This window comes from Candidatus Moraniibacteriota bacterium, from assembly GCA_035390125.1.
Taxonomy (GTDB): domain Bacteria; phylum Patescibacteriota; class Minisyncoccia; order Moranbacterales; family GWC2-37-73; genus DAOOTD01.
This window is the reverse complement of sequence record DAOOTD010000002.1, coordinates 26,547-46,582: the sequence shown is the minus strand read 5'-3', so window position 1 is coordinate 46,582 and position 20,036 is coordinate 26,547. Positions and strand designations below refer to the sequence as shown.

21 protein-coding genes and 3 tRNA genes are annotated in these 20,036 nt (G+C 33.4%); 16 read left to right on the top strand and 8 right to left on the bottom strand.

All coding sequences use genetic code 11. The features are described from left to right. Positions 1-5 precede the first annotated feature (5 nt). The 7 genes from PLR68_02065 to rpmH all read right to left on the bottom strand — a co-directional run bounded on the left by PLR68_02065 (position 6) and on the right by rpmH (position 4,907). Positions 6-785 (bottom strand): glycosyltransferase family 2 protein, encoded by a 780-nt coding sequence (locus PLR68_02065; protein HOW60515.1) that lies wholly within the window; start codon positions 783-785, stop codon positions 6-8. Further along, positions 785-1,660 (bottom strand): glycosyltransferase family 2 protein, encoded by an 876-nt coding sequence (locus PLR68_02060; protein HOW60514.1) that lies wholly within the window; start codon positions 1,658-1,660, stop codon positions 785-787. Before PLR68_02060 ends, PLR68_02065 begins: the two co-directional genes overlap by 1 nt. A gap of 27 nt (positions 1,661-1,687) precedes the next feature. Next, positions 1,688-3,103 (bottom strand): flippase, encoded by a 1,416-nt coding sequence (locus PLR68_02055; protein HOW60513.1) that lies wholly within the window; start codon positions 3,101-3,103, stop codon positions 1,688-1,690. Between the two features lie 18 nt (positions 3,104-3,121). Continuing rightward, the gene (locus tag PLR68_02050) at positions 3,122-3,595 is read right to left on the bottom strand and encodes a R3H domain-containing nucleic acid-binding protein (protein ID HOW60512.1); all 474 of its coding nucleotides are present in this window, start codon (positions 3,593-3,595) and stop codon (positions 3,122-3,124) included. Between the two features lie 21 nt (positions 3,596-3,616). Beyond that, positions 3,617-4,297: a YidC/Oxa1 family membrane protein insertase gene (locus tag PLR68_02045; GenBank protein ID HOW60511.1), complete on the bottom strand. Its 681-nt coding sequence runs from the start codon at positions 4,295-4,297 to the stop codon at positions 3,617-3,619. A 79-nt stretch (positions 4,298-4,376) separates the two neighbouring features. Further along, positions 4,377-4,718, bottom strand: coding sequence for a ribonuclease P protein component (gene rnpA, locus PLR68_02040; GenBank protein ID HOW60510.1), 342 nt, complete (start codon positions 4,716-4,718; stop codon positions 4,377-4,379). 54 nt (positions 4,719-4,772) lie between these two features. Then, positions 4,773-4,907, bottom strand: coding sequence for a 50S ribosomal protein L34 (gene rpmH, locus PLR68_02035; protein ID HOW60509.1), 135 nt, complete (start codon positions 4,905-4,907; stop codon positions 4,773-4,775). A 346-nt stretch (positions 4,908-5,253) separates the two neighbouring features. On the opposite strand from rpmH, the gene dnaA reads away from it, so the two are divergent. The 12 genes from dnaA (at position 5,254) to alr (ending at position 14,170) form a co-directional block, all read left to right on the top strand. After that, on the top strand, positions 5,254-6,657 hold the full coding sequence (dnaA, locus tag PLR68_02030; protein HOW60508.1) for a chromosomal replication initiator protein DnaA: 1,404 nt from the start codon (positions 5,254-5,256) through the stop codon (positions 6,655-6,657). A 45-nt stretch (positions 6,658-6,702) separates the two neighbouring features. Further along, entirely contained in the window at positions 6,703-7,851 is a 1,149-nt protein-coding gene (gene dnaN, locus PLR68_02025; GenBank protein HOW60507.1) for a DNA polymerase III subunit beta, read from the top strand. Positions 7,852-7,930: 79 nt separating this feature from the next. Beyond that, positions 7,931-8,236: a DciA family protein gene (locus PLR68_02020; protein ID HOW60506.1), complete on the top strand. Its 306-nt coding sequence runs from the start codon at positions 7,931-7,933 to the stop codon at positions 8,234-8,236. 113 nt (positions 8,237-8,349) lie between these two features. Further along, positions 8,350-8,425, top strand: a tRNA-Pro gene (locus tag PLR68_02015). Positions 8,426-8,591: 166 nt separating this feature from the next. Next, the gene (locus tag PLR68_02010; GenBank protein HOW60505.1) at positions 8,592-8,846 is read left to right on the top strand and encodes a DUF5320 domain-containing protein; all 255 of its coding nucleotides are present in this window, start codon (positions 8,592-8,594) and stop codon (positions 8,844-8,846) included. 102 nt (positions 8,847-8,948) lie between these two features. Next, positions 8,949-9,224 carry a DUF134 domain-containing protein gene (locus PLR68_02005; protein ID HOW60504.1) on the top strand — a complete coding sequence of 92 codons (276 nt, stop codon included), beginning with the start codon at positions 8,949-8,951 and terminating at the stop codon, positions 9,222-9,224. A gap of 18 nt (positions 9,225-9,242) precedes the next feature. Next, positions 9,243-9,974: a ZIP family metal transporter gene (locus tag PLR68_02000; GenBank protein ID HOW60503.1), complete on the top strand. Its 732-nt coding sequence runs from the start codon at positions 9,243-9,245 to the stop codon at positions 9,972-9,974. Between the two features lie 328 nt (positions 9,975-10,302). After that, positions 10,303-11,544 carry a thioredoxin family protein gene (locus PLR68_01995; GenBank protein ID HOW60502.1) on the top strand — a complete coding sequence of 414 codons (1,242 nt, stop codon included), beginning with the start codon at positions 10,303-10,305 and terminating at the stop codon, positions 11,542-11,544. Positions 11,545-11,694: 150 nt separating this feature from the next. Continuing rightward, positions 11,695-12,630 carry a hypothetical protein gene (locus PLR68_01990; protein ID HOW60501.1) on the top strand — a complete coding sequence of 312 codons (936 nt, stop codon included), beginning with the start codon at positions 11,695-11,697 and terminating at the stop codon, positions 12,628-12,630. 113 nt (positions 12,631-12,743) lie between these two features. Further along, a tRNA-Arg gene (locus PLR68_01985) sits at positions 12,744-12,817 on the top strand. Between the two features lie 59 nt (positions 12,818-12,876). After that, a tRNA-Ala gene (locus PLR68_01980) sits at positions 12,877-12,949 on the top strand. Between the two features lie 96 nt (positions 12,950-13,045). Beyond that, positions 13,046-14,170 (top strand): alanine racemase, encoded by a 1,125-nt coding sequence (gene alr / locus PLR68_01975; protein HOW60500.1) that lies wholly within the window; start codon positions 13,046-13,048, stop codon positions 14,168-14,170. Positions 14,171-14,175: 5 nt separating this feature from the next. Here alr and thiI read toward each other — a convergent pair whose 3' ends face one another. After that, positions 14,176-15,363 (bottom strand): tRNA uracil 4-sulfurtransferase ThiI, encoded by a 1,188-nt coding sequence (thiI, locus tag PLR68_01970; protein HOW60499.1) that lies wholly within the window; start codon positions 15,361-15,363, stop codon positions 14,176-14,178. A 186-nt stretch (positions 15,364-15,549) separates the two neighbouring features. Here thiI and PLR68_01965 point away from each other — a divergent pair, with 186 nt between their 5' ends. The 4 genes from PLR68_01965 to ychF all read left to right on the top strand — a co-directional run bounded on the left by PLR68_01965 (position 15,550) and on the right by ychF (position 19,990). Then, on the top strand, positions 15,550-16,116 hold the full coding sequence (locus PLR68_01965; protein ID HOW60498.1) for a hypothetical protein: 567 nt from the start codon (positions 15,550-15,552) through the stop codon (positions 16,114-16,116). Then, positions 16,094-17,074: an NADH-ubiquinone oxidoreductase-F iron-sulfur binding region domain-containing protein gene (locus tag PLR68_01960; protein HOW60497.1), complete on the top strand. Its 981-nt coding sequence runs from the start codon at positions 16,094-16,096 to the stop codon at positions 17,072-17,074. Before PLR68_01965 ends, PLR68_01960 begins: the two co-directional genes overlap by 23 nt. Positions 17,075-17,192: 118 nt before the next feature. Further along, entirely contained in the window at positions 17,193-18,926 is a 1,734-nt protein-coding gene (locus PLR68_01955; GenBank protein ID HOW60496.1) for a [FeFe] hydrogenase, group A, read from the top strand. Continuing rightward, complete coding sequence (gene ychF / locus PLR68_01950; GenBank protein ID HOW60495.1) at positions 18,917-19,990, top strand: redox-regulated ATPase YchF; 1,074 nt, start codon at positions 18,917-18,919, stop codon at positions 19,988-19,990. Before PLR68_01955 ends, ychF begins: the two co-directional genes overlap by 10 nt. Positions 19,991-20,036 lie beyond the last annotated feature (46 nt).

Sequence of the window (20,036 nt, the reverse complement as noted above, 5' to 3'; positions counted from 1 at the left end):
AAAGATTATCCTATAAAAAATAAAAAAATACTTCTGATTGTCCTTATCATGAAATAATAAATCGTGCCAAAGTTCTTTTTAAAATAGTAATCCTGTGACAGATAGTATTGTTCCTTTTGTTTTTTTGCATTTAATTTACTTTGGCCGCCATTATGGATAACATGGGCATTTGGGAAAAGTATAATTTTTTTGCCCATATTTCTTATGCGTCTGCACAAATCAACATCTTCGAAATACATGAAAAAATTTTCATCAAACCCATGGCATTTTTCAAAAACTTCTTTTGAAACAGCTAAAGCAGCTCCACTTGCCCAATCAACCTCACTGATTTCTTGTTTAAACCAAACAGCTTTGCTTTTTATGTATCCTAAATTGTTTTTAATGATATCCCAAAAAGTTATTTCATAACCAGCCCCCCAAGACTGAGGATGCCCATTCGGCAATATTAGCTTTGGCGCAGCTGCACCAATAAGTGGATCATTGAAAGAATTCTTAATGTCAATGATGTTATAATCCGTGAGTTCAGTATCAGCGTTTAAAAAAAACAATATTTTGCCTGTCGCTTTTTCAGCTCCCAGATTTGAAGCGTGAGAAAAGCCCTTGTTTAAATTATTTTCCACTATTTTTAAATCATATGAATCTAAGATTTTTTCTAATGCTTCTCTATCGTTGTTTATTATAATAACCTCAAAGGAAAAATTTGTGGCATATTTAAATATGGATTTTATACAATTTTCTAAAAAATTCCTGCTCCTATAATTAATAATAATAAAAGAGACATCCATTACTTTTTAAAAGCATTTTTAAAATCTTTATAAGCTTTTTGCACATCACGCGCAACATTATTTTTTCCGAAACACACGTCGTAGTAATTTTTCAATTTTCTGAGCGGAATATATACAAAAAAGATCCAAAGCTTATTCAAGAAAGAAGAATGAGTGCGAAAAAAAATAAGACCAGATAAAACTAGCCAATAAGCCTTCATTTTATTAATTGCATTGCTTTGCTCAAAATGCCTTATATGTGCTGAAGGAATAATTATTAATTTAAAGCCAGCCTCTTTTGTTCTAAAAGAAAAGTCAGCATCTTCGTAATAAAGAAAAAATCTTTCATCAAAAAGGCCTATTTTTTTAAAAACATCCTTTTTGACAAGCATGGCACAGCCACTTATATATTCGGTCGGATATGGAGCTTCCGATTCTATCTTGTGCAAATGACTGGCTTTCATTTTTTTCCAATGGATATTTCCTCCAGCAAACCAAATGCTTGTGTTATCAGGAGTGAAAACCAAAGGACTTCCGATTCCAGCCAAAGGATAATTTTCCATAGCATCAATCAATAAGGAAAGAGTATTTTTTTCAACAAGCGTGTCATTATTCAAAATAAAAACATAGTCGGCAAATTTTTCCAAAGCATAGCGGATTCCAATATTATTTCCCTTGGAAAAACCAACATTATCATCGTTTTTAATAAAATATGCACGGGAAAAAAGTTTCATCGCTTGTTCTAGTGATCCGTCTTCAGAATTATTGTCTACAACCACAACATCAAAATTGGAATAATCAGAATGAAAGACCGATGACAAGCAATTGTCGAGAGTTTTTTTGCCATTAAAATTAAGTACAATGACAGAAATTTTTGGATATATTTTTTCGCTCATAATAAATTATTGCCATCTCCTAGTATTTTATTTGGTAGTGAAAATTTCAGAGAATTCTTTAAAGGTTATTGTTTTAGTTATCCAAAGGAATGTCGCATATACAAAAGAGCTTGATATTGCAAGTAAGAAAAATCCCTGATTTCTGAAAAGGTAAAGAAAAACACCCATGGCTAGCCCAGACAATAATATCTGAGGAAAATTTTTTACCAAAGGAATGTAGCCAACATATTTTGCAGTGAGAACAAATCCTGCCAAGGCTACAAAAAATTCAGTGAAAGAAGATATGACAGCGGAAGCGGTATAAGAAAATAAAGGTATGAAAATGATATTAAAAATTATGTTGAATAAGGCGCAGGCCACAAAAACCCAAAGCATTTTCTTTTGATGATTACTTGCAATCAGGATATTATTGAACAATCCTCCAAAAAAAATAAAAGCCAAAGCAAAAACCAAAATTCGTAGAGTTCCAGCTGATTGGGAAAAAGCTGCTCCACCAATAAGGTTTATTATTCCCTCCGAAAGAAATAGTGTTCCAACTACTATAGGTACGATAAGAATAGTGAAAACCTTGAATGTTTCATTGGCTAAATAGTAAAATCTTTTTTTATCAGAAAAAATATGCAAAGAAAACAGGGGAAACATTAAACCCGTAATCATGGATGGAAAAAATGAAGCATTTTCTATGACCTTATAAGCCGCGTTGTATATGCCAACTTCTGCATTTGTTTTTAGTATAGACAAAATAATTGTGTCCATTTTAAAATACATAAATATAACTGCAACAGATATTCCAAGAGGCAGGGATTCTTTAAGGAATTTTTTCCAATAAGCAAAATCAAACTGGAGCTTAAGGGGGATATATTTATTTACCATGAGAAGAACAGCAAGAAAATTAAAAATCATAGAGAAAAGCACGGACAGAACAATGGATGTAAATCCTAAATCATTCTTAACGGCCAGTACTATTATTATAATTTGTAGTAATTTTCCAAGGACTTCTGCTCCCGCCACCTTATCCATGGCTAGATTTTTCTGGAAGACGCCATTAAGAACCATGTAGGTTGAAGAAAAAACAAAAGAAGCTGCTGCGATAAATATTCCCAATTTTACGTCATGAGAATAAGGAAGGAAAAAAATAATACAGGGGGTAATAATAAAAACTGTAACAGAAGAAAGTAGGCGAAGGGAAAAGGCATTGCCTAATATTTTTTTTTCATCAGCGCCAGGTCGTGAAATCTCGCGCGCAGTTATGGAATACAATCCAAGATCAGCAATTGAACCAAAAAACGAAAAAAAAGCTAAAACAGTAGAATAATCACCGAAGCCTTGTGTTCCAAGGTATCGCGTAATAAAAGCTATCCCAACTAAAGCAAGAATAGTTGAAAGAATCTTAGTAATTACATTAAAAACCACATTATACGCAATTTTTCGTGCGATAGCCATTTAATTATGAAACTAAAATTATTCGATAGAATCTTTTGGCTTTACGATTATTTTTCGCTCATCTCCCTCCCCAACGCTTTCTGTATAAACTTTAGGATTTTTTGAAAGCTCCATATGGACAATCCTGCGTTCATATGTCGACATGGGTTTCATAATTATTGCGCGATGCTGAGTTATTGCTTCCTTAGCTGCAGATTGAGCCTGTTCTGCTATGGACTCATTTCTCTGCTGTTTATAAGAATTTACATCAAGAATAAAGTTTATTTTTTCTGATATTTTTTTTCTTACAACAAGCCTGACAATGTGTTGTATTGCTTGTAAATTTGTACCATGTTGTCCTATGAGAAAATGAGAATCAGTGTCGGTCGAAAGATTGCAAATTATGCTGTCATTTTCTTTGGAATTTGAAACAGAAACCTGAGCAGAAAAACCCATTTTTTGGATTAAATCCGTAATAATTTTTTTGAGGTCATTGCTTATTTGTTCTTCCATATATTTGTAAATTGTGAAAAATTAGCGTAATGATTTCTTTTCAATCAAAAACTGCTGTACTAGCATGAATAGTGTTCCGATTAACCAGTAAAGAGAAAGTCCTGCGGGAAATTTTATTCCTATGAAAAGAGTCATAATTGGACCAAGATACAGCATTTGCTTGCTCATCATTTGTGCTAAATCTGGCTTGTCAGAATCATTTTTCTTTTCAACCTTAGGTTGTTGTTTCATCAGCATCTTTGTTTGGAAATACTGTGCTATAGCCGCTAAAACCGCAATTACAACACTTGGTTTTGTGAGATCAACTATGCCAATAAAAAACTGGTTTATTTGTCCCGGGTTTTTAACAAAAGAATAAAGCTGGGAAGTGTCTGCTAATAATCCATTATTTGAAATAGTTATCAGAACCCTATAGATTGCAATGAGGAAAATCAGCTGGACTATAAGAGGCAGGCAACCGGAAAAAGGATTTGTTTTGTGCTCCTTATATAATTCCATCATTTGCTTTGTCTGTTGTTCTTTGTTTCCCTTTGTTCTTTCTTGCAGTTCCTTTATTTTAGGCTGCAACTCTTGCATTTTTTTCTGTGACTCTATCTGTTTTTTATATATAGGGATCAAAACTATCCTGAGAAGTATCGTAATAAGGATTATTGATATGCCAAAATCTTTTCCCGGAACAATATTATACAGGAAAATAAGCATATTATAGAGAGGCTGATATATAAGTGAATGAAAGAGAATAGTCATTTTGTTTTAGCAAAATCTCCCAATTGGAGAAATATTATTTAAACAAATTAGCTTTTATAAAAATGTTATTTAAAATATCCTTTGTTTTATTAAATTCAATCCTTTCTTGGTTTGGTCTTGGGGTAATTACTATATCAAAGCCATTTTTTAATGAGGGAAGATAAAATCGACAAACTTCTTGGAGCACTCTTTTTGTTCGATTTCTTGATACGGCTTTCTTGGAAAAATGCTTGCTGACCGAAAACCCTATACGGCTTAAGGGTTGTTCAGATTTCAAATATTTGATTAAAAGAGCATCTTCTTCAATGCAGAATCCTTTTTTATATACAGAATAGAAATCTTCGCGTTTCGTTAATCTATATTTTTTAGAAAGCATAATTTAGTTATTTTTTTACTATCTCATAAAAACATGGACAATGATCTGCTTAACTTAAACAGAAAGCTTTTTGCGGCCAACTTGTCTCCTTCTTTTGATTACAGCTGCGCCCTTTTTAGTACCCATGCGTTTTAGAAAGCCATGTCGACTTTTTCTGCGCCCCTTTTTTGGTTGGTATGTTCTTTTCATAGTAATAAAGTATATAAACAAATTAATTGATTACTACTAAAGTTTATCAGCCACACATAAAAAGTCAACAACATTATCACCGAAAAATAGCGCAACAAAGGTTTAAATCTGCCATATTGACAGACGTTACAATTAGTAGCATGAATAGGAAGTTCTATAAAGTTGGGAATATTTACCAGAAAGCTTGTTTTTTTATAAAAGACGTGTGAAAATAAAGCTTGGCAAGAGGACAAAATAGACTTATCCACTTATCCACATCTTATCAACATTTAAGTTTATTTTTGCCTGGTATCGATGTAAGCCACGTGGTATAATTTCCTTTACTTGATTAAAAAGCTTTAACTATATGAATAATGCGGAGCTTTGGCAAGCAACACTTGGAGAAATTGAACTATCAATTTCGAAGGCTAATTTTAGCACTTGGTTTAAAAATACTTCCATAATCTCTAATGAAAATGGCAAGATTGTTATAGGCGTGCCTAATGGATTTGCGAAAGAATGGTTAGAGAATAAATATAATACTTATATTTTTAAAGCAATAAGAAACTTTCAGGAAGACATAAAAGAGATATCTTGTATTATTTACAGTGCTGATCAGTTTCCTCAGCGTGATACAAAAAAAATTGATTCAATTGTTTCTATTGCACAAGATGGACAGCCAGACAATCCTGCTGTTCCTTTTCAGCAAAAATCATTAGACCAGAAAATTACACAAAACCAAAATGAAAAAAATATAAACTTGAGATATACTTTTGAAAATTTTGTTGTAGGAGAAAACAATGAATTGGCACGCGCTGCCTGTTTTGCAGTCTCACAAAATCTGGGAAAAGTATACAATCCATTGTTTATATACGGAGGAGTCGGACTCGGAAAAACGCATCTGCTTCAGTCTATAGGCAATGAAGTTTTCAAAAAAGATCCTCATAAAAAAATAAAGTATATAACCTCAGAGCGTTTCGCTAATGAGCTTATTGATTCAATACGCAATCAAAATGTTAATGAATTTAAAACAGCTTACCAAGCCATAGACCTGCTTATAATTGATGACATACAGTTTTTATCAGGAAAAGAGAAAACTCAAAATGAATTTTTTCACATTTTCAATGCGCTTTATCAAATAAATAAGCAGATAGTTATAAGTAGTGATCGTCCTCCTAAAGCTATTGCCACGCTCGAGGAGCGACTAAGATCTCGTTTTGAAGGTGGAATGATTGCTGATATAGGCAAACCAGATCTGGAAACACGTATAGCAATTTTAAAAACAAAGTCAGCTGAAAAAAATTATAATTTCGACGAAGAAACGCTTAGATATATTGCCGAAAATGTAAAGAACAATATACGTGAACTAGAAGGAGCTCTTAATAGAATAGTTGCTGAATGTGAGTTTAATAAAAAAATTCCCACACTTAAATTTGTCCAACAATCCCTTGCAGAAATAATTTCAAGCGGAAAGAAAAAAGGAGTGCAAGCGCAACATGTAATCTCGGCTGTTTCACAATACTTTAATGTGTCCAATAAGGAACTAACAGAAAAAGGCCGCAAGAAAGAAGTTGCTTATGCACGGCATTTAGCAATGTATCTTATGCGCAGTGAATTAAATATTTCATATCCAAGTATCGGCAATCATTTTGGCGGTAGAGATCATACGACTGCGCTGCATGCTTTTGAAAAAATAAGCAAAGACAGCGAGATAGACGAAAAAGTCAGAGAAGATGTGAATGTTCTAAAAGAAATGTTATATGCAGTATAGTCTAAATAAACAAAACTATTAATTAATTTATTTATTTATTTTCATATGAAACTTACCTGCACTCAGGAAAATTTTAAAAAAGCCATATATAGCACAGAAAGAGTTGTAGGCAAACAAATAACTTTGCCTATTTTGGAAAATATTTTGCTGCAAACTGATCATGGAATGCTTAAAATTTCCGCTACTAACCTAGAAATCGGAGTTTTTCTGAAAATTGGAGCTAAGATAGAAAAGGAGGGCATGATTACAATACCAGCAAAATTAATTAGCAACTTTATAAACAATATTCCAGCCGAAAGTATAGTTTCCTTAGAAGTTATAGAACAGACCTTATATATAGAAAGTGGCTCATTTAAAGCTCAAATAAAAGGTCTTCAAGCACAAGATTTTCCTATAATACCTGAAATGCAGGGTGAATTTCTTTTTTCTCTTCCTGCTCAAGAAATTAAAGAAGCAATCCCTCGCCTAGCTCCATGTGTTTCTATAGATTCAACAAGGCCAGAGCTTACTGGCATGAATGTTTTATTGCAAAAAAACGAAGTGCACATAGCCGCAACCGACAGCTTTCGCTTAGCAGAATCTGTTATAAATATTAAAAAAACAAATTCCCAAAGTTACAGTATTTTTACTGATAAAACAAACTCCATTATTGTTCCATTGAACACTTTTTTGGAAGTTTTTCGGGTTATTGACAATGATACACAAGTGATAGAAGTGAGCATAGAAGAAAGCCAGATATTTTTTCAGATTGGCAATGTGAGAATCGTCTCAAGACTTATTAATGGTAAATATCCTGAATACCGGCAAATTATTCCGCAAAAATTTGCAACAAAAATTATCATGGAAAAAGATAGTGCGCTTAGAGCTGTAAAAATTGCCGGAGTTTTTACAAATAATAAATCAGGAGAAGTAAAATTTTCAGCTAATGACAAAAAAAATGAAGTAATAATTCAATCAAAATCAGAAGAAATAGGCGAAAATAGGACTATGTTGGATGCCAAAATTGACGGATCGTCGCAGGAAGCAGTTTTTAATCCGCGATATATGACAGATGCACTCCAGGCGATCACAATGCCAAAGTTTATTTTACTTATGAACAGTGGGACATCAGCAGCAGTCATAAAAATGGTTCAGGGCGAAAAAAATGAAGAACTATCTTCATATACTTATGTAATAATGCCTATAAAGAATTAGTTTTATTAGTCTTAAATCAAACAAAAAAAGATAATTTTAATTTTGTATTCCTCTGTACTGATGGGTGCAAATCTATGAAATGCTTGATATTTTATATTTGATCATGAAAAAAATAGGAAGCTTATTAAATAAAAAAGAATTAGTCAGAAAAAAAATAGATCAAAAGACTATTTTTTATATTTTTGAAATGATAATAAAAGAAGAATACGGCAAGCAGGGGGTTAAAAATATCAAACCAAATTTTTTTGGGGATAAAAAAATATTTATAAAATCAGCGAATTCATTTTGGTCAGATGAAATTTCAGAACAAAAGAAGGATATCATTAAAAAAATAAATGAACAGCTGGGAGAAAATGAAGTTGCCGATATTATAGTTTCAAATTAATAATTGACTGGTAAATTTTTTTAATATAATATAGACATTAGTTTTAATATTCGCTTTGCGCTGATTACTTGCGGACTTTGTCCTGCTGTAATTTCGCTTTAGCGTGATGAAAGCGGGGTGTGGTGTCAACGGCTAGCACGAGTGGTTTGGGACCATTTAGACAGGGTTCGAATCCCTGCACCCCGACCAATGAATTTAGGGCTTACATAAGCCTACTTTTTTGTGTTTTTCGAGGCGACTAGAACTGTCTGTTTTTTGCTGAAATATATTCTAATCTTGACAGTATTATATTATGGGTATATATTCATAATATATATCTAAATAATAAAATAAACTAGAAAGGCAGGTGATTTATATGCCAAGAAGAAACGGGACAGGTCCTAGAGGAATGGGACCAATGACAGGACGCGGAATGGGTCCTTGCGGAGGAGGATATAGTTCAGGATTAGGCCGTGGCAGGGGTTATGGGAGAGTTATGTGCGGATGGTTTTATGATAAATATAAAGCAATGCCGAAAAACGAAAGAAAGGATTTACTAAAAGCTGAAATTGAGGATTTGAAGCAAGAACTTAAAATGGTAGAAGAAGAATTAAAAGAGCTAGACAAATAACCATTCTTGTCAAAAATAGTCTTTCTCTTTCTTTGGCTAACGAAAAAGGAGAAGAGTATTTTTGATGGTATAATAATATTAACTCAGTAAAATAATAAATATATGGTAAGACCAAGAATTTGCAGGCGTCTTCATTTTAGGCCTAAAGCACATTACTTTAAGCCCCAGGGAATCCCAATGCATAATTTAGAAGAGATTGTTTTAAGCAAAGAGGAAATGGAAGCGGTAAAGCTTAAGGATTTTGATGGGCTGGAGCAAACTGAAGCAGCTGAAAAAATGAATACTTCGCAGAGCACTTTTCAGCGGATTTTGTCTTCTGCCAGAATTAAAATTGCAGAAGCAATTGTTAAGGGAAAAGCATTAAGAATTGAAGAATAAAAAAAGCATGCCTTATTTATGTCTAATGTAAATATATTAATCCTGGCTAGTTTATCTGGCCTGGCTACTTTAATAGGAGTTTTTTTGGGCAGTCTTTTTAAGAAAACAAAAAAGAATATTATTATTAGCGCGAGTTTTTCTGCCAGCCTGATGATTTTAATATCAGTTTTTGAACTTATCCCGACTGCTTTCAAAGATATCGATATAAAAAGTTTGATTTTTTGGGTTATGCTTGGAGCTTTCATAATTTGGATATCCAACCTGGTTATTCCGCATTTACATTCAATGAAAGAGATCAAGGATTGTAAGGGAAAATGTTTAATAAAGATATCTTATCTCATTGCTATTGGTCTTGTGCTTCATGATTTTCCCGAAGGCTTTGCTATTCCAAGCTCTTTTGGCCATTCAGTCTCGCTTGGATTTATGGTTGTAATAGCTACTTTTTTGCATAACATTCCCGAAGGATACATTTTAACATTATCACAGATAAAACCGGGTAGAAATAACTTTTGTTTCATAGCAGCCATATTTTCCGTACTGGCTACTTTTCTTGGAGCTATTTTGGGAATCAGCTTGCTTACTAGTTTTCGGAATTTCAACCCAGCCTTATTGTGTTTAGCAGCTGGAGCTATGCTTTTTATATCACTTCATGAACTTCTTCCTGAAAGCTTTAAACACAGAGACATCAAAATGTTTGTATTAGGTATTGGCTTGGCTTTTTTTGTTTACTTTGTGCTAAGTTTGCTATAATTTTTTAATATTATGCTATAATTAAACTATATAAATAAAAAGTTGAATATAAATTTTAGTTTTGATTATAAATTATGAAAGTTCACAAGTTTTGGATTATTAACTTAAATATGGTATACAAACATACTAACTCCTTTCTATAAATATAATTCTAAGACTATCTGCAGCTACCGACAAAGAAATAGCAAAAAAGGATGAGCTTGATAAGAATTTTACTATTTTTATTTTTTTAATAAAGACAGTGAAAGAATAATGCTCAAAAATATTAAGATTTTAAAGTAAGAATTACTCGAAAAATATAAAAGAACACAAAGAAAAATAAACTATTATGAATTTCAATATCATAAAAAAAATACTTTTTATAACCTTCTTTGTTTTTTTGTTTTTACCTCTTCAAAACACCTCAGCTCAAGACGCTCTTCCTTTTTCCAATAAAGCAACAGAAAAAGAAATCACTATCTACTTTTTTTGGGGGAAAGGGTGTCCTCATTGTGAAAAGGAAAAGCCTTTTTTGGATAAAATCACAAAAAAATATCCGCAAGTAGAGATCCAATCATATGAAGTATGGGGAAGCAAAGAAAACCGTGATTTGATGATTCAATTTGGGGAAAAACTCAACGCAGACGTCAGAGGCGTTCCTTTTACAGTTATAGGTGAAAAATACGTAACAGGCTGGGTGGACGAATCTTATACCGGAACGCAAATTGAAGATGCTATAAAATGTGCTATAAACAACGGTTGCCGTGATATTGGAGCTGAGATTGGCGTTTCAGGCTCAAAAGAAAATGAAAACAAAACAAAGAAAGAAATCACATCTCTTCCTGAAAAAATCACAGTTCCTTTTTTGGGGGAAATTGAAATAAAAAATTTTTCCTTGCCGATCCTGACAATTATTCTGGGAGTGTTGGACGGATTTAATCCCTGCGCTATGTGGTCATTGCTTTTTCTCATTAGTTTGCTTTTGGGAATGGGAGACAAAAAGCGCATGTTCATTTTAGGCAGTGCTTTTATCGTAGCTTCAGCTTCCGTTTATTTTCTTTTTATGGCGGCTTGGCTTAATCTTATTTTGTTTATCGGAATGATTGTCTGGGTAAGATTATTTATAGGAGCTGTTGCTTTGGCTGGTGGTGGGTATAATTTGAAAGAATATTTTGCAAACAAAGATCAAAGTTGCAAGGTCACAAGATCTGAAAAAAGACAAAAAATTTTTCAAAAACTAAAAAACATAACCCAGCAAGAAAGTTTTTATTTGGCACTTGTGGGCATAATAATCCTGGCTTTTGCAGTTAACCTTGTGGAATTGATTTGTTCAGCTGGACTGCCCGCTGTTTATACTCAAGTTTTAGCTTTAAGCAATTTGGCCAAGTGGCAATACTACCTTTATATTTTAGTCTATGTATTCTTTTTTATGCTGGATGACTTGATTGTCTTTTTTATTGCGATGGCAACTTTACAGATGACTGGAATTACGACCAGATACAGCAGGTGGTCTCATTTTATTGGGGGAATCCTTATGATCATCATAGGTTTTTTGCTAATTTTTAAACCCGAATGGCTAATGTTTGGATAAATTTAAAAATACCGGACTTTAAAAATTATCTTATTTTATTTAGCAACCGGTTATGCTGAGTTCAAAAAAATAAAAACAAAGCCTTTATTATTAGGCTTGTTTTTATATTCAAGCGAATAATCACAATTTGTGGTATAATGAAAAAAACATATGGAATTAAAAACAAAAAATAAAACAATTGTTCTTGTCTTATCTGCATTAGCCATAATTTCGGTACTTGCATGTCTATTTTTTATTTTTAAAAATAAGCAATATGACTCTGCGAGGAAAAACCAGAATCACAATAATGGAATCAATAATGTCTCAAATGGCATTGATGGTGGAAGTGAAGAAACTAAAATGTCATTCAGTTCAGAATCTAAAAGTAGTGTTTATAAGATCAGAAAGGATGATAAATGGGTTTATATTATAAACGGCCAAGAAAGCGAAGCTTATGATGAGATAGGAAGCTTAGCTTTCGGTTTAGATGGAGAAAAAATTGCCTTTAGTGGAATTCTTGATGGCCAAACTTATATTGTTATTGACGGTGTCCCTAAAGGTGTTCCTTATGAAAAAATAATAAGCATTGTTTTTAGTCCAGACGGAAATCATATAGCCTATATAGCAGAAAAAGAGAAAAAATTCGTGGCGGTATTGGATGACAAAATAAGTAAGGTTTACGATGAAATTGGAAAGCTAGGCACAAAAAATGGATTAACTTATTTAGTTTTTAGCCCAGACAGCCAACAGATCGCCTTTAAAGTAGTCGTAGAGGAAGGATCTTTTGTTGTTGTTAACCAGCAAGAGGGTAAGGTTTATTCTGAAATAACAAACTTTCAATTCAGCGATGATAGCAAACAGTTTTCCTATCAGGCCGAAAAAGGAGAACAACAAATCACAGTTATTAATAATTCGAAAGAAATTATTAATAATAACAATGGGACCCAATATACAAATCCTACATCCACTATTCCTGGAAATTATAAAAAAGAATATATTAATTATGGTTCAAAAGGAACAGGAGAACTTTATTCCGGAGGTTATGACGAATCATTATACCAAATTAGTTGCAAAGGCAGCAATGCAGTTGCAGACTGCAGAAAATGATATAAACAAAACCTTATCAATGCTAGGGCTTGTGTAGCCCTGTTTTTTGTAATAAAACAAATAAAGGATAAGTTATAATTTAATAGTAACTATTGGTAATTTTTACCTACCTTGTCCTTATAGCTCAGTGGATTAGAGCGCTTGGTTCCGGTCCAAGAAGTCGGAGGTTCGAGTCCTCCTAAGGACACAGAATGGGCCTATAGTATAGTGGCAGAACAGTACATTTTTACCCCCACACCAATATTTGGGCTGTTAGCTCAGTTGGTAGAGCGCAGCATTCGCATTGCTGAGGTCAGGAGTTCAACTCTCCTACAGTCCACATTTATTAAAATTGGTGTTGGGGCGAGTTGTACGAACGGCGGTTCGATTCCGCCTAGGTCCACCACACATTAATTTAAAATTAAAATTTGATAGTATGCTTTCATATATTGAAATATCCAAAAAAAATCTATTCCATAATTTTCGAGCGATGAAATCGCTTGTGAAACCAGGAGTAAAAATAGCGGCCGTTATCAAAGCTAATGCTTATGGACATGGGCAAAATATTGTAGCTAAAATTTTAGAAAAAGAAGCCGACTATTTCCAGGTTGATGATATTGAGGAATTGAGGAGCTTGCGTCAGGTTTCTAAAAAAAAGATTCTTGTTTTTGGTTATGTATCAAAAAATGAACTAGCAGAAGCCCTGAAATTAAAAGGAATTTTATGTGTTTATAATAAAGATCAAATCTTGTCCTTAAATGCTGTTGCTAAAAAAATAAAAAAGAAAGCTATTGTACATATAAAAATAGATGCAGCTCTGGGACGGCAGGGAGTTTTATTGAAAGATTTTCCAGAAATTATAAAAATTCTCAAAAAGTGCAAAAACATTATAGTAGATGGTGTTTATGCCCATTTTGCCAACATAGAAGATACAACAGATTTTTCTCATGCGCAAAAACAGCTGGAAATATTTAATCAAGCTATAAAAATATTTCAGAAAAACGAGTATAAAAACTTTAAAACCCATATTTCTGCCAGTTCTGGAGTAATGGTTTATGAAAATAATGAAGGCAAGTCGGAATTAATCAGGCTAGGCATAAGTCTTTATGGAATGTGGCCGTCGGAAGATTTGAGAAAAAGATTTGAGAAACAAGGCTTGAGATTAAAAGCAGTTATGCGCTGGGTAACTCATGTTGCACAAGTCAAAATACTGCCTAAAAATCATTACATAGGTTATGGTTTGACATACGTAACCAAAAAGCCAACTAAAGTAGCAATAATTCCGCAGGGATATAGCGATGGATATGACCGCGGGTTATCCAATAAAGGGGAAGTTTTGATTCAAGGACAACGCTGCAGTGTTTTAGGCAGGGTAGCTATGAATATGTTTGTAGTTGATGTAACTCATATTAAAAGCATAAAAAACGAGGACGAAGTTGTCCTCTTAGGTAGGCAAGGCAAGGAAGAAGTTACAGCTGAAGAACTGGCTAAGCACTTGGGAACCATAAATTACGAAATCACTACGCGCATCACACCATTATTAAAAAGAGTTGTTAAATAAGGTTATTAGTTTATTTCAATCTTTTTAGTTTTAGCTAAAGTATCTTCAACTATTTTTTTTATATTCAAACTTTTTTCAGCTTCCAAAATATCATTTAATTTTGTTCGGATTTCTGGATTTTTTGGCATAAGGCGCGTGCAGCAGTCATCATGCGGAAGTTTGGAAATATCATAAGTCCCAATTTCTCTGGCTTTTTGCATAATTTCTTCCTTGTCCATTCCGATCAGTGGACGAAAAACTGGCAAAGCCGCAGCTTCGTTGACTGCTAAAATATTTTCTAAAGTTTGCGAAGCAACCTGTCCGACACTGTCGCCGGTGATAAGTGCCAAGCATTTTTCTTTTTTAGCCAAAGCTTCAGCAATGCGGATCATAAATCTTCTATAAAGAATAACTCGCAGGGGGGCTGGAGTTTTCATCATGATTTCTTTTTGCACATCAGCAAAAGGAATAGAATACATAATTCCGGAAGAGCCGAATTTTTTTAATGTCTTAATTAAACTAGCAACTTTTTCAACAGAAGCTTTGGATGTATAAGGCATGGAATGAAAATGAGCAAATTGCACGTTAACCCCGCGTTTCAGAAGAAACCAGGCGGCTACCGGAGAATCAAATCCGCCAGACATTAAAACCATGGCTTTGCCACCGGTGCCAACTGGCATGCCAACTAGTCCCTGATTTTTTTCTAAGGACAGAAGTATTGTTTTATTAATTATATTTATAAAAATTTCAAGATCTGGTTTTTTTAAGTTTACCGATTTTTTTCTATCCAATTTTTCATAGATATATTCACCAACCTGCTCATTTATCTGCTGGGAAGTTAATTTAAACTGTTTATCTGATCGTTGGGCTCTGATACGAAAAGTTTTAAAATCCTTTTTTATGCCATAAGATTTTATCATATCCCAGCAAGCTTTTTTAATTTTTTCAATATTTTGCGGAATATCGGTTGCAAAATAGAAATTAGATATTCCAAAAATGCACATCAACGCCTCTTTTATTTTATCTTTATTTTTTGTGCCTATTTCATTTAATTTTATCAGTATCCCGCCTGAAGTTTTGGAAACACTGCCAAAGCTTTCTGGAGCAAAAAACCCCAGCTGATTTTTGATATTTTTTATTAATTGCGACTCAAAATAATTACGGTTTTTGCCTTTTAGCGCAATCTCTCCATAATGTATAAGAATATAATTCATACAATCAGTATACCGTGTTTAGTATTTTGCACAAATAATAGCAGGTAAATATAAAGCAAAAAATCCCGATTGCCTATTTCAGTAATTTATCGTAAAGTTAACTATAGGAATGGGCTTTTAAAAAGATGCCGAAAATCATTGTCATTTTAGATAAAAAATAATTAAACATTTAAATAAAAATAAAAAATGGATGTTTTAATTGAAGCACTAAAGCTTAGAGAGATTAAAATGGAAAAAATAAGCGAAGAAATGCAGTGCCTTGTGTTTTCCATTGTAGCTTTTTTATTACCTTTTTCTATTGGTCATCCTCAAGTTGTTGTGGGGGTTGTTGTTAATATGCTGCTGTTTATGACAGCTTTTAATTTGAAAGGCTATAAAACTTTGCCGATAATATTATTGCCAAGCATAGCAGTTTTGTCGCGTGGCTTGATTTTTGGTCAATTCACTTATTTTCTGATATATACTATTCCATTTATCTGGATTGGAAATTTGCTCTTGGTTTTTGCCTTTAAGTATATGCACTTTAAGCAAAATTGGAACAAATATTTTTCTCTGCTCACCAGTATTGCAATTAAATTTACGGTTTTATATTTGCCAACTGTTATGCTAATAAAATCCAATGTTTTACCTGACATATTTGCAACTTCTATGGGCGTTTTACAGATATACACAGCTATAGTGGGTTGTGCATTAGCATTAATTTTACAAAAAATGATTAAATCAAAAAAATATGAAAAAAGACATTATAACTGAAATAAAAAAAGCTAATTTACTGGGCCGTGGTGGGGCTGATTTTCCAACTTGGATGAAATGGGAAGCTGTGAAAAAAGAAGAAGGTAAAAAAATATACATAATCGCCAATGGTTCGGAAGGAGAACCGTCAGTTTTTAAAGATGAGTTTATATTAAAAAATCATCCGGAAGAGTTTATTGAAGGCATTAAAATAGCGCTAAAAACATTTACTAATTCCGAAGCTATTATTTATCTGAACCACAAATATTACGATAAGTACAAAAAAAATTTGGAAAAATTCAGCCAGGGTTTTCCCATAACTTATTTCAGAAAAACGGGAAAATATATTGCCGGCGAAGAAACAGGACTTTTGTCTCATATTGAAGGCAAACGCATAGAGCCTCGCTCAAAGCCGCCATATCCTACCCAATCCGGACTTTATAATTTGCCGACTTTAATAAATAATATCGAAACTTTTTATCGTGTCTATGAAATTGAGAATGAAAAATATGAAGGAAAAGCATTTTTTTCCATTTCTGGCAATGTAAAAAACAAAGGAGTTTTTGAATTTCCAGAAGATTATCCAATCAAAAAAGTTTTAGAAGAAACAGGCAACTGGCCTGAGTTTGATTTTTTTGCGCAAATTGGAGGCGGAGCAGCTGGCGAAATTTTTCTGCCTGAAGAGCTGAATATGCCTAAGCGCGGAGTAGCTTCTATTGTTATTTTTGACAGAAAAAAAACCGATCCCATAAAGCTTATGAAATTTTGGGCGCAGTTTTATGCCGAAGAAAACTGCGATAAATGCACGCCTTGCCGTGAAGGGTCGCTCCGCATACTGGAAATGATAAATAATAAAAAAGTAGATTATCAAAAAATAGAGGAATTATTTTTATCTCTGGAAAAAACTTCCTTCTGTCCATTAGGCAAGGGGATGGCCAATCCTTACAAAACTTTAATAAGTAAAATATTAAAAAAATAATTTTTAGCAAATAGCGTAGAAAATTTTATTTTTCAGCCCTCCGTTCCAGTAGGTACGAGCCTAAAAAATAAAATTTTCTACGCTAAAACAAGTATTTGTAATTTATAAAAATAAAAAAATGGATAAATTAAAAATATATATAAATAATAAAGAATTAGAGTTCAATGAAGGTGATACAGTTTTGAAAGTCGCCAAAAAAAACGGCATATTTATTCCGGCCCTTTGTTATCATAGCGACCTGAAACCGCATGAGAGCTGCCGCCTGTGCATGGTTGAAGTTGAGGGAGATAAAAATCTGAAAACTGCCTGTTCTTTGGTTGCTAAACCGGGAATGAAAATTTTTACAGACACTCCATTGGTTCAAAAAACAGTCAAAATAAATCTGGAACTTCTTTTGGCGCAGCATGACGATGATTGTGAAAAATGCAAGCGCATGAGTAGCTGCAATCTGCACTATATTTCAGAAAAATATAACCCTGACATCAAGAAACATTCTAATCGTAAAAAAAAGCTACCCAGATTCCAGTTTGGTCCCTCAATTATTTTAGACCAAAAGAAATGCATAAACTGTGAAAATTGCCTGGAGATGTGCGCCAAACAGACCAATGGCGGATTTTTGGCAACCAAAGAAAAGAAGCTTGATTTTGAAATAACCCCTTCAAAAGAAAAAAATAGGGACTGCATCTATTGTGGGCAATGCATTGTTCATTGTCCAACAGGAGCGCTTTATGAAGTTGAAGATTATCAAAAAGTTAAAAAATTATTGTTAGAAAAAAAGAAAAAAGTAGTTTTTCAGTTTGCTCCATCAATTAGAGTGAGTATTGGAGAGGAATTTGGCATGCTTCCCGGTGAGGTTGTAACTCAAAAAATATTTTCTGCTCTAAAAAAAATCGGGGCTTATAAGGTTTTCGATACCAGCTTCGGCGCAGACGTGACGATTATGGAAGAATCGGAAGAGCTTATTAAAAAAATCATAAATAACAAAAAAGAAGTCATGTTTTCTTCTTGCTGTCCGGCCTGGGTAAAATATGTTGAATTCTATGAAAAAGATTTTGTCGGCAACCTGACTTCAGTACGTTCTCCACAGGCAATTTTAGGAGGTTTAATCAAGACTTATTGGGCCGAAAAGGAAAAAATAAATTCAAAAGAAATTATCGTGGTTTCTATTATGCCATGCACTGCCAAAAAATTTGAAATTACACGTAAAGAATTGAAGGTTAATGGCCTATATCCTATTGATATAACTATTACTAATAGGGAGTTTGCAAAATTATTAAAGGAATTTAATATTGATTTTCCAAATATTGAACCAAGCGAAGAAGATAATGATGTTATGGGTACATTTACGGGTGCCGGAGAAATATTTGGAGCCAGTGGAGGAGTTTTGGAAGCAGCTATTCGGACAGCTTATGCTAAAATAACCGGAAAAAGCCTGGAAAATCTTGAATTCAAGGAAATTCATGAATTTGCCGGAATTAAAGAGCTGGAATTAACTCTTGAAGGTAAAAAATTAAGATTTGCAGCGGTTAATGGCATAGAAAATGTTAAAAAAATATTGGCGGAAATTAAAAAATATCCAGAAAAATATAATTGCGTGGAAATTATGGCTTGTCCTGGTGGTTGCATTGCTGGAGGCGGACAGCCGCTGCCAGTTGATGATGAAATTAGAAAAGCAAGAATAAATGGATTGTACCAAGCTGACAGGAAAAATAAGCGACGTGAGTCGCATAAGGATCCTAGCATTGAAATTTTATATAAAGGATTTTTAGCGAATGAAAAAAATAGAAAAAAAATATGTCACACTCATTTTGCTTTAAGAAGAAAAGGTAAAATTAAAAAACTATGTCTCTAAAAATTGGAATAGTAGGATTACCTAATGTTGGAAAATCAACTCTTTTTAAAGCTTTAACTAAAAATCCTGTTGATACAAGCAATTATCCGTTTTGCACAATCGAACCTAATGTCGGAGTAGTTAAAGTTCCAGATGAACGTCTGGAAAAATTAGCCGAAATGTCAAAATCTGAAAAAATTGTTCCAGCTGTGGTTGAATTCGTGGATATAGCCGGGATTGTTAAAGGTGCTTCCGAAGGCGAAGGCCTTGGCAATAAGTTTTTAGCCAATATTCGCGAAGTTGATGCTATCGCTCAAGTTGTTCGTGTTTTTCAGAATGAAAAAATTACTCATGTTAGTAATAAAATTGACCCATTGGGAGATATTGAAGTAATTAACACAGAACTTATTTTAGCTGATCTGGAAACAGTAAATAAGACAGAATCAAGATTAGAGAAAGAGATGAAAGGTAATAAAAAAGGAGTCGATAGACAATTGGAAATTGTCAGAAAAATAAAAATGACTTTAGAGAGTGGAAAATTAGCTAATGAAACTGACGGGATGCTGAAAATAGTAAACTCATCTTCTGGAGATGAAAGTAGCAAGATTGTTATACGCGAAATGTCACTTCTCACTATGAAGCCATTTTTGTATGTTTATAATGTTGCAGATACTGAAGAAAAGCTGTTGGGTGAGCTAGAAAAAAGAAAGCATGTTAAATTAGACATAAAGATAGAAGAAGAATTGATAGATATGAGTGCAGACGATCAAAAAGAGCTTAGCCTCAACTCTCGTATCTCAAATCTGATTGTAGCTGCTTATGATTTATTGGGGCTTATAACATTTCTAACAACCGGAAAAGATGAATCACGTGCCTGGACGATAAAAAAGGGTTCAACTGCGCCTGAAGCTGGCGCAGCCATTCATACTGATTTTCAAGAAAAATTCATACGCGCTGACGTTATTATGTGGGATAGTTTATTAAAAATAGGTTCATGGGTAAAAGCTAAAGAATTAGGGGAGATAAAAACAGTAGGAAAAGAACATATTATGCAAGATGGAGAAGTTGTTGAATTTAAAATATAAAAATTTCTTGAAAATCATGGATATATAATAGCGATTTATTATCGCT

Excerpts from the sequence above, each read along its gene's own strand:
- PLR68_01965 (HOW60498.1), top strand. The coding sequence starts at position 15,550 with ATGGATGTTTTAATTGAAGCACTAAAGCTTAGAGAGATTAAAATGGAA.
- PLR68_01990 (HOW60501.1), top strand. The coding sequence starts at position 11,695 with ATGGAATTAAAAACAAAAAATAAAACAATTGTTCTTGTCTTATCTGCA.
- PLR68_02045 (HOW60511.1), bottom strand. The coding sequence starts at position 4,297 with ATGCTTATTTTCCTGTATAATATTGTTCCGGGAAAAGATTTTGGCATA.
- alr (HOW60500.1), top strand. The coding sequence starts at position 13,046 with ATGCTTTCATATATTGAAATATCCAAAAAAAATCTATTCCATAATTTT.
- PLR68_02050 (HOW60512.1), bottom strand. The coding sequence starts at position 3,595 with ATGGAAGAACAAATAAGCAATGACCTCAAAAAAATTATTACGGATTTA.
- PLR68_01955 (HOW60496.1), top strand. The coding sequence starts at position 17,193 with ATGGATAAATTAAAAATATATATAAATAATAAAGAATTAGAGTTCAAT.
- PLR68_02060 (HOW60514.1), bottom strand. The coding sequence starts at position 1,660 with ATGAGCGAAAAAATATATCCAAAAATTTCTGTCATTGTACTTAATTTT.
- PLR68_01960 (HOW60497.1), top strand. The coding sequence starts at position 16,094 with ATGAAAAAAGACATTATAACTGAAATAAAAAAAGCTAATTTACTGGGC.
- thiI (HOW60499.1), bottom strand. The coding sequence starts at position 15,363 with ATGAATTATATTCTTATACATTATGGAGAGATTGCGCTAAAAGGCAAA.
- PLR68_02055 (HOW60513.1), bottom strand. The coding sequence starts at position 3,103 with ATGGCTATCGCACGAAAAATTGCGTATAATGTGGTTTTTAATGTAATT.
- PLR68_02065 (HOW60515.1), bottom strand. The coding sequence starts at position 785 with ATGGATGTCTCTTTTATTATTATTAATTATAGGAGCAGGAATTTTTTA.
- PLR68_02000 (HOW60503.1), top strand. The coding sequence starts at position 9,243 with ATGTCTAATGTAAATATATTAATCCTGGCTAGTTTATCTGGCCTGGCT.
- PLR68_01995 (HOW60502.1), top strand. The coding sequence starts at position 10,303 with ATGAATTTCAATATCATAAAAAAAATACTTTTTATAACCTTCTTTGTT.
- PLR68_02020 (HOW60506.1), top strand. The coding sequence starts at position 7,931 with ATGCTTGATATTTTATATTTGATCATGAAAAAAATAGGAAGCTTATTA.
- dnaN (HOW60507.1), top strand. The coding sequence starts at position 6,703 with ATGAAACTTACCTGCACTCAGGAAAATTTTAAAAAAGCCATATATAGC.
- PLR68_02010 (HOW60505.1), top strand. The coding sequence starts at position 8,592 with ATGCCAAGAAGAAACGGGACAGGTCCTAGAGGAATGGGACCAATGACA.
- PLR68_02005 (HOW60504.1), top strand. The coding sequence starts at position 8,949 with ATGGTAAGACCAAGAATTTGCAGGCGTCTTCATTTTAGGCCTAAAGCA.
- ychF (HOW60495.1), top strand. The coding sequence starts at position 18,917 with ATGTCTCTAAAAATTGGAATAGTAGGATTACCTAATGTTGGAAAATCA.
- rpmH (HOW60509.1), bottom strand. The coding sequence starts at position 4,907 with ATGAAAAGAACATACCAACCAAAAAAGGGGCGCAGAAAAAGTCGACAT.
- dnaA (HOW60508.1), top strand. The coding sequence starts at position 5,254 with ATGAATAATGCGGAGCTTTGGCAAGCAACACTTGGAGAAATTGAACTA.
- rnpA (HOW60510.1), bottom strand. The coding sequence starts at position 4,718 with ATGCTTTCTAAAAAATATAGATTAACGAAACGCGAAGATTTCTATTCT.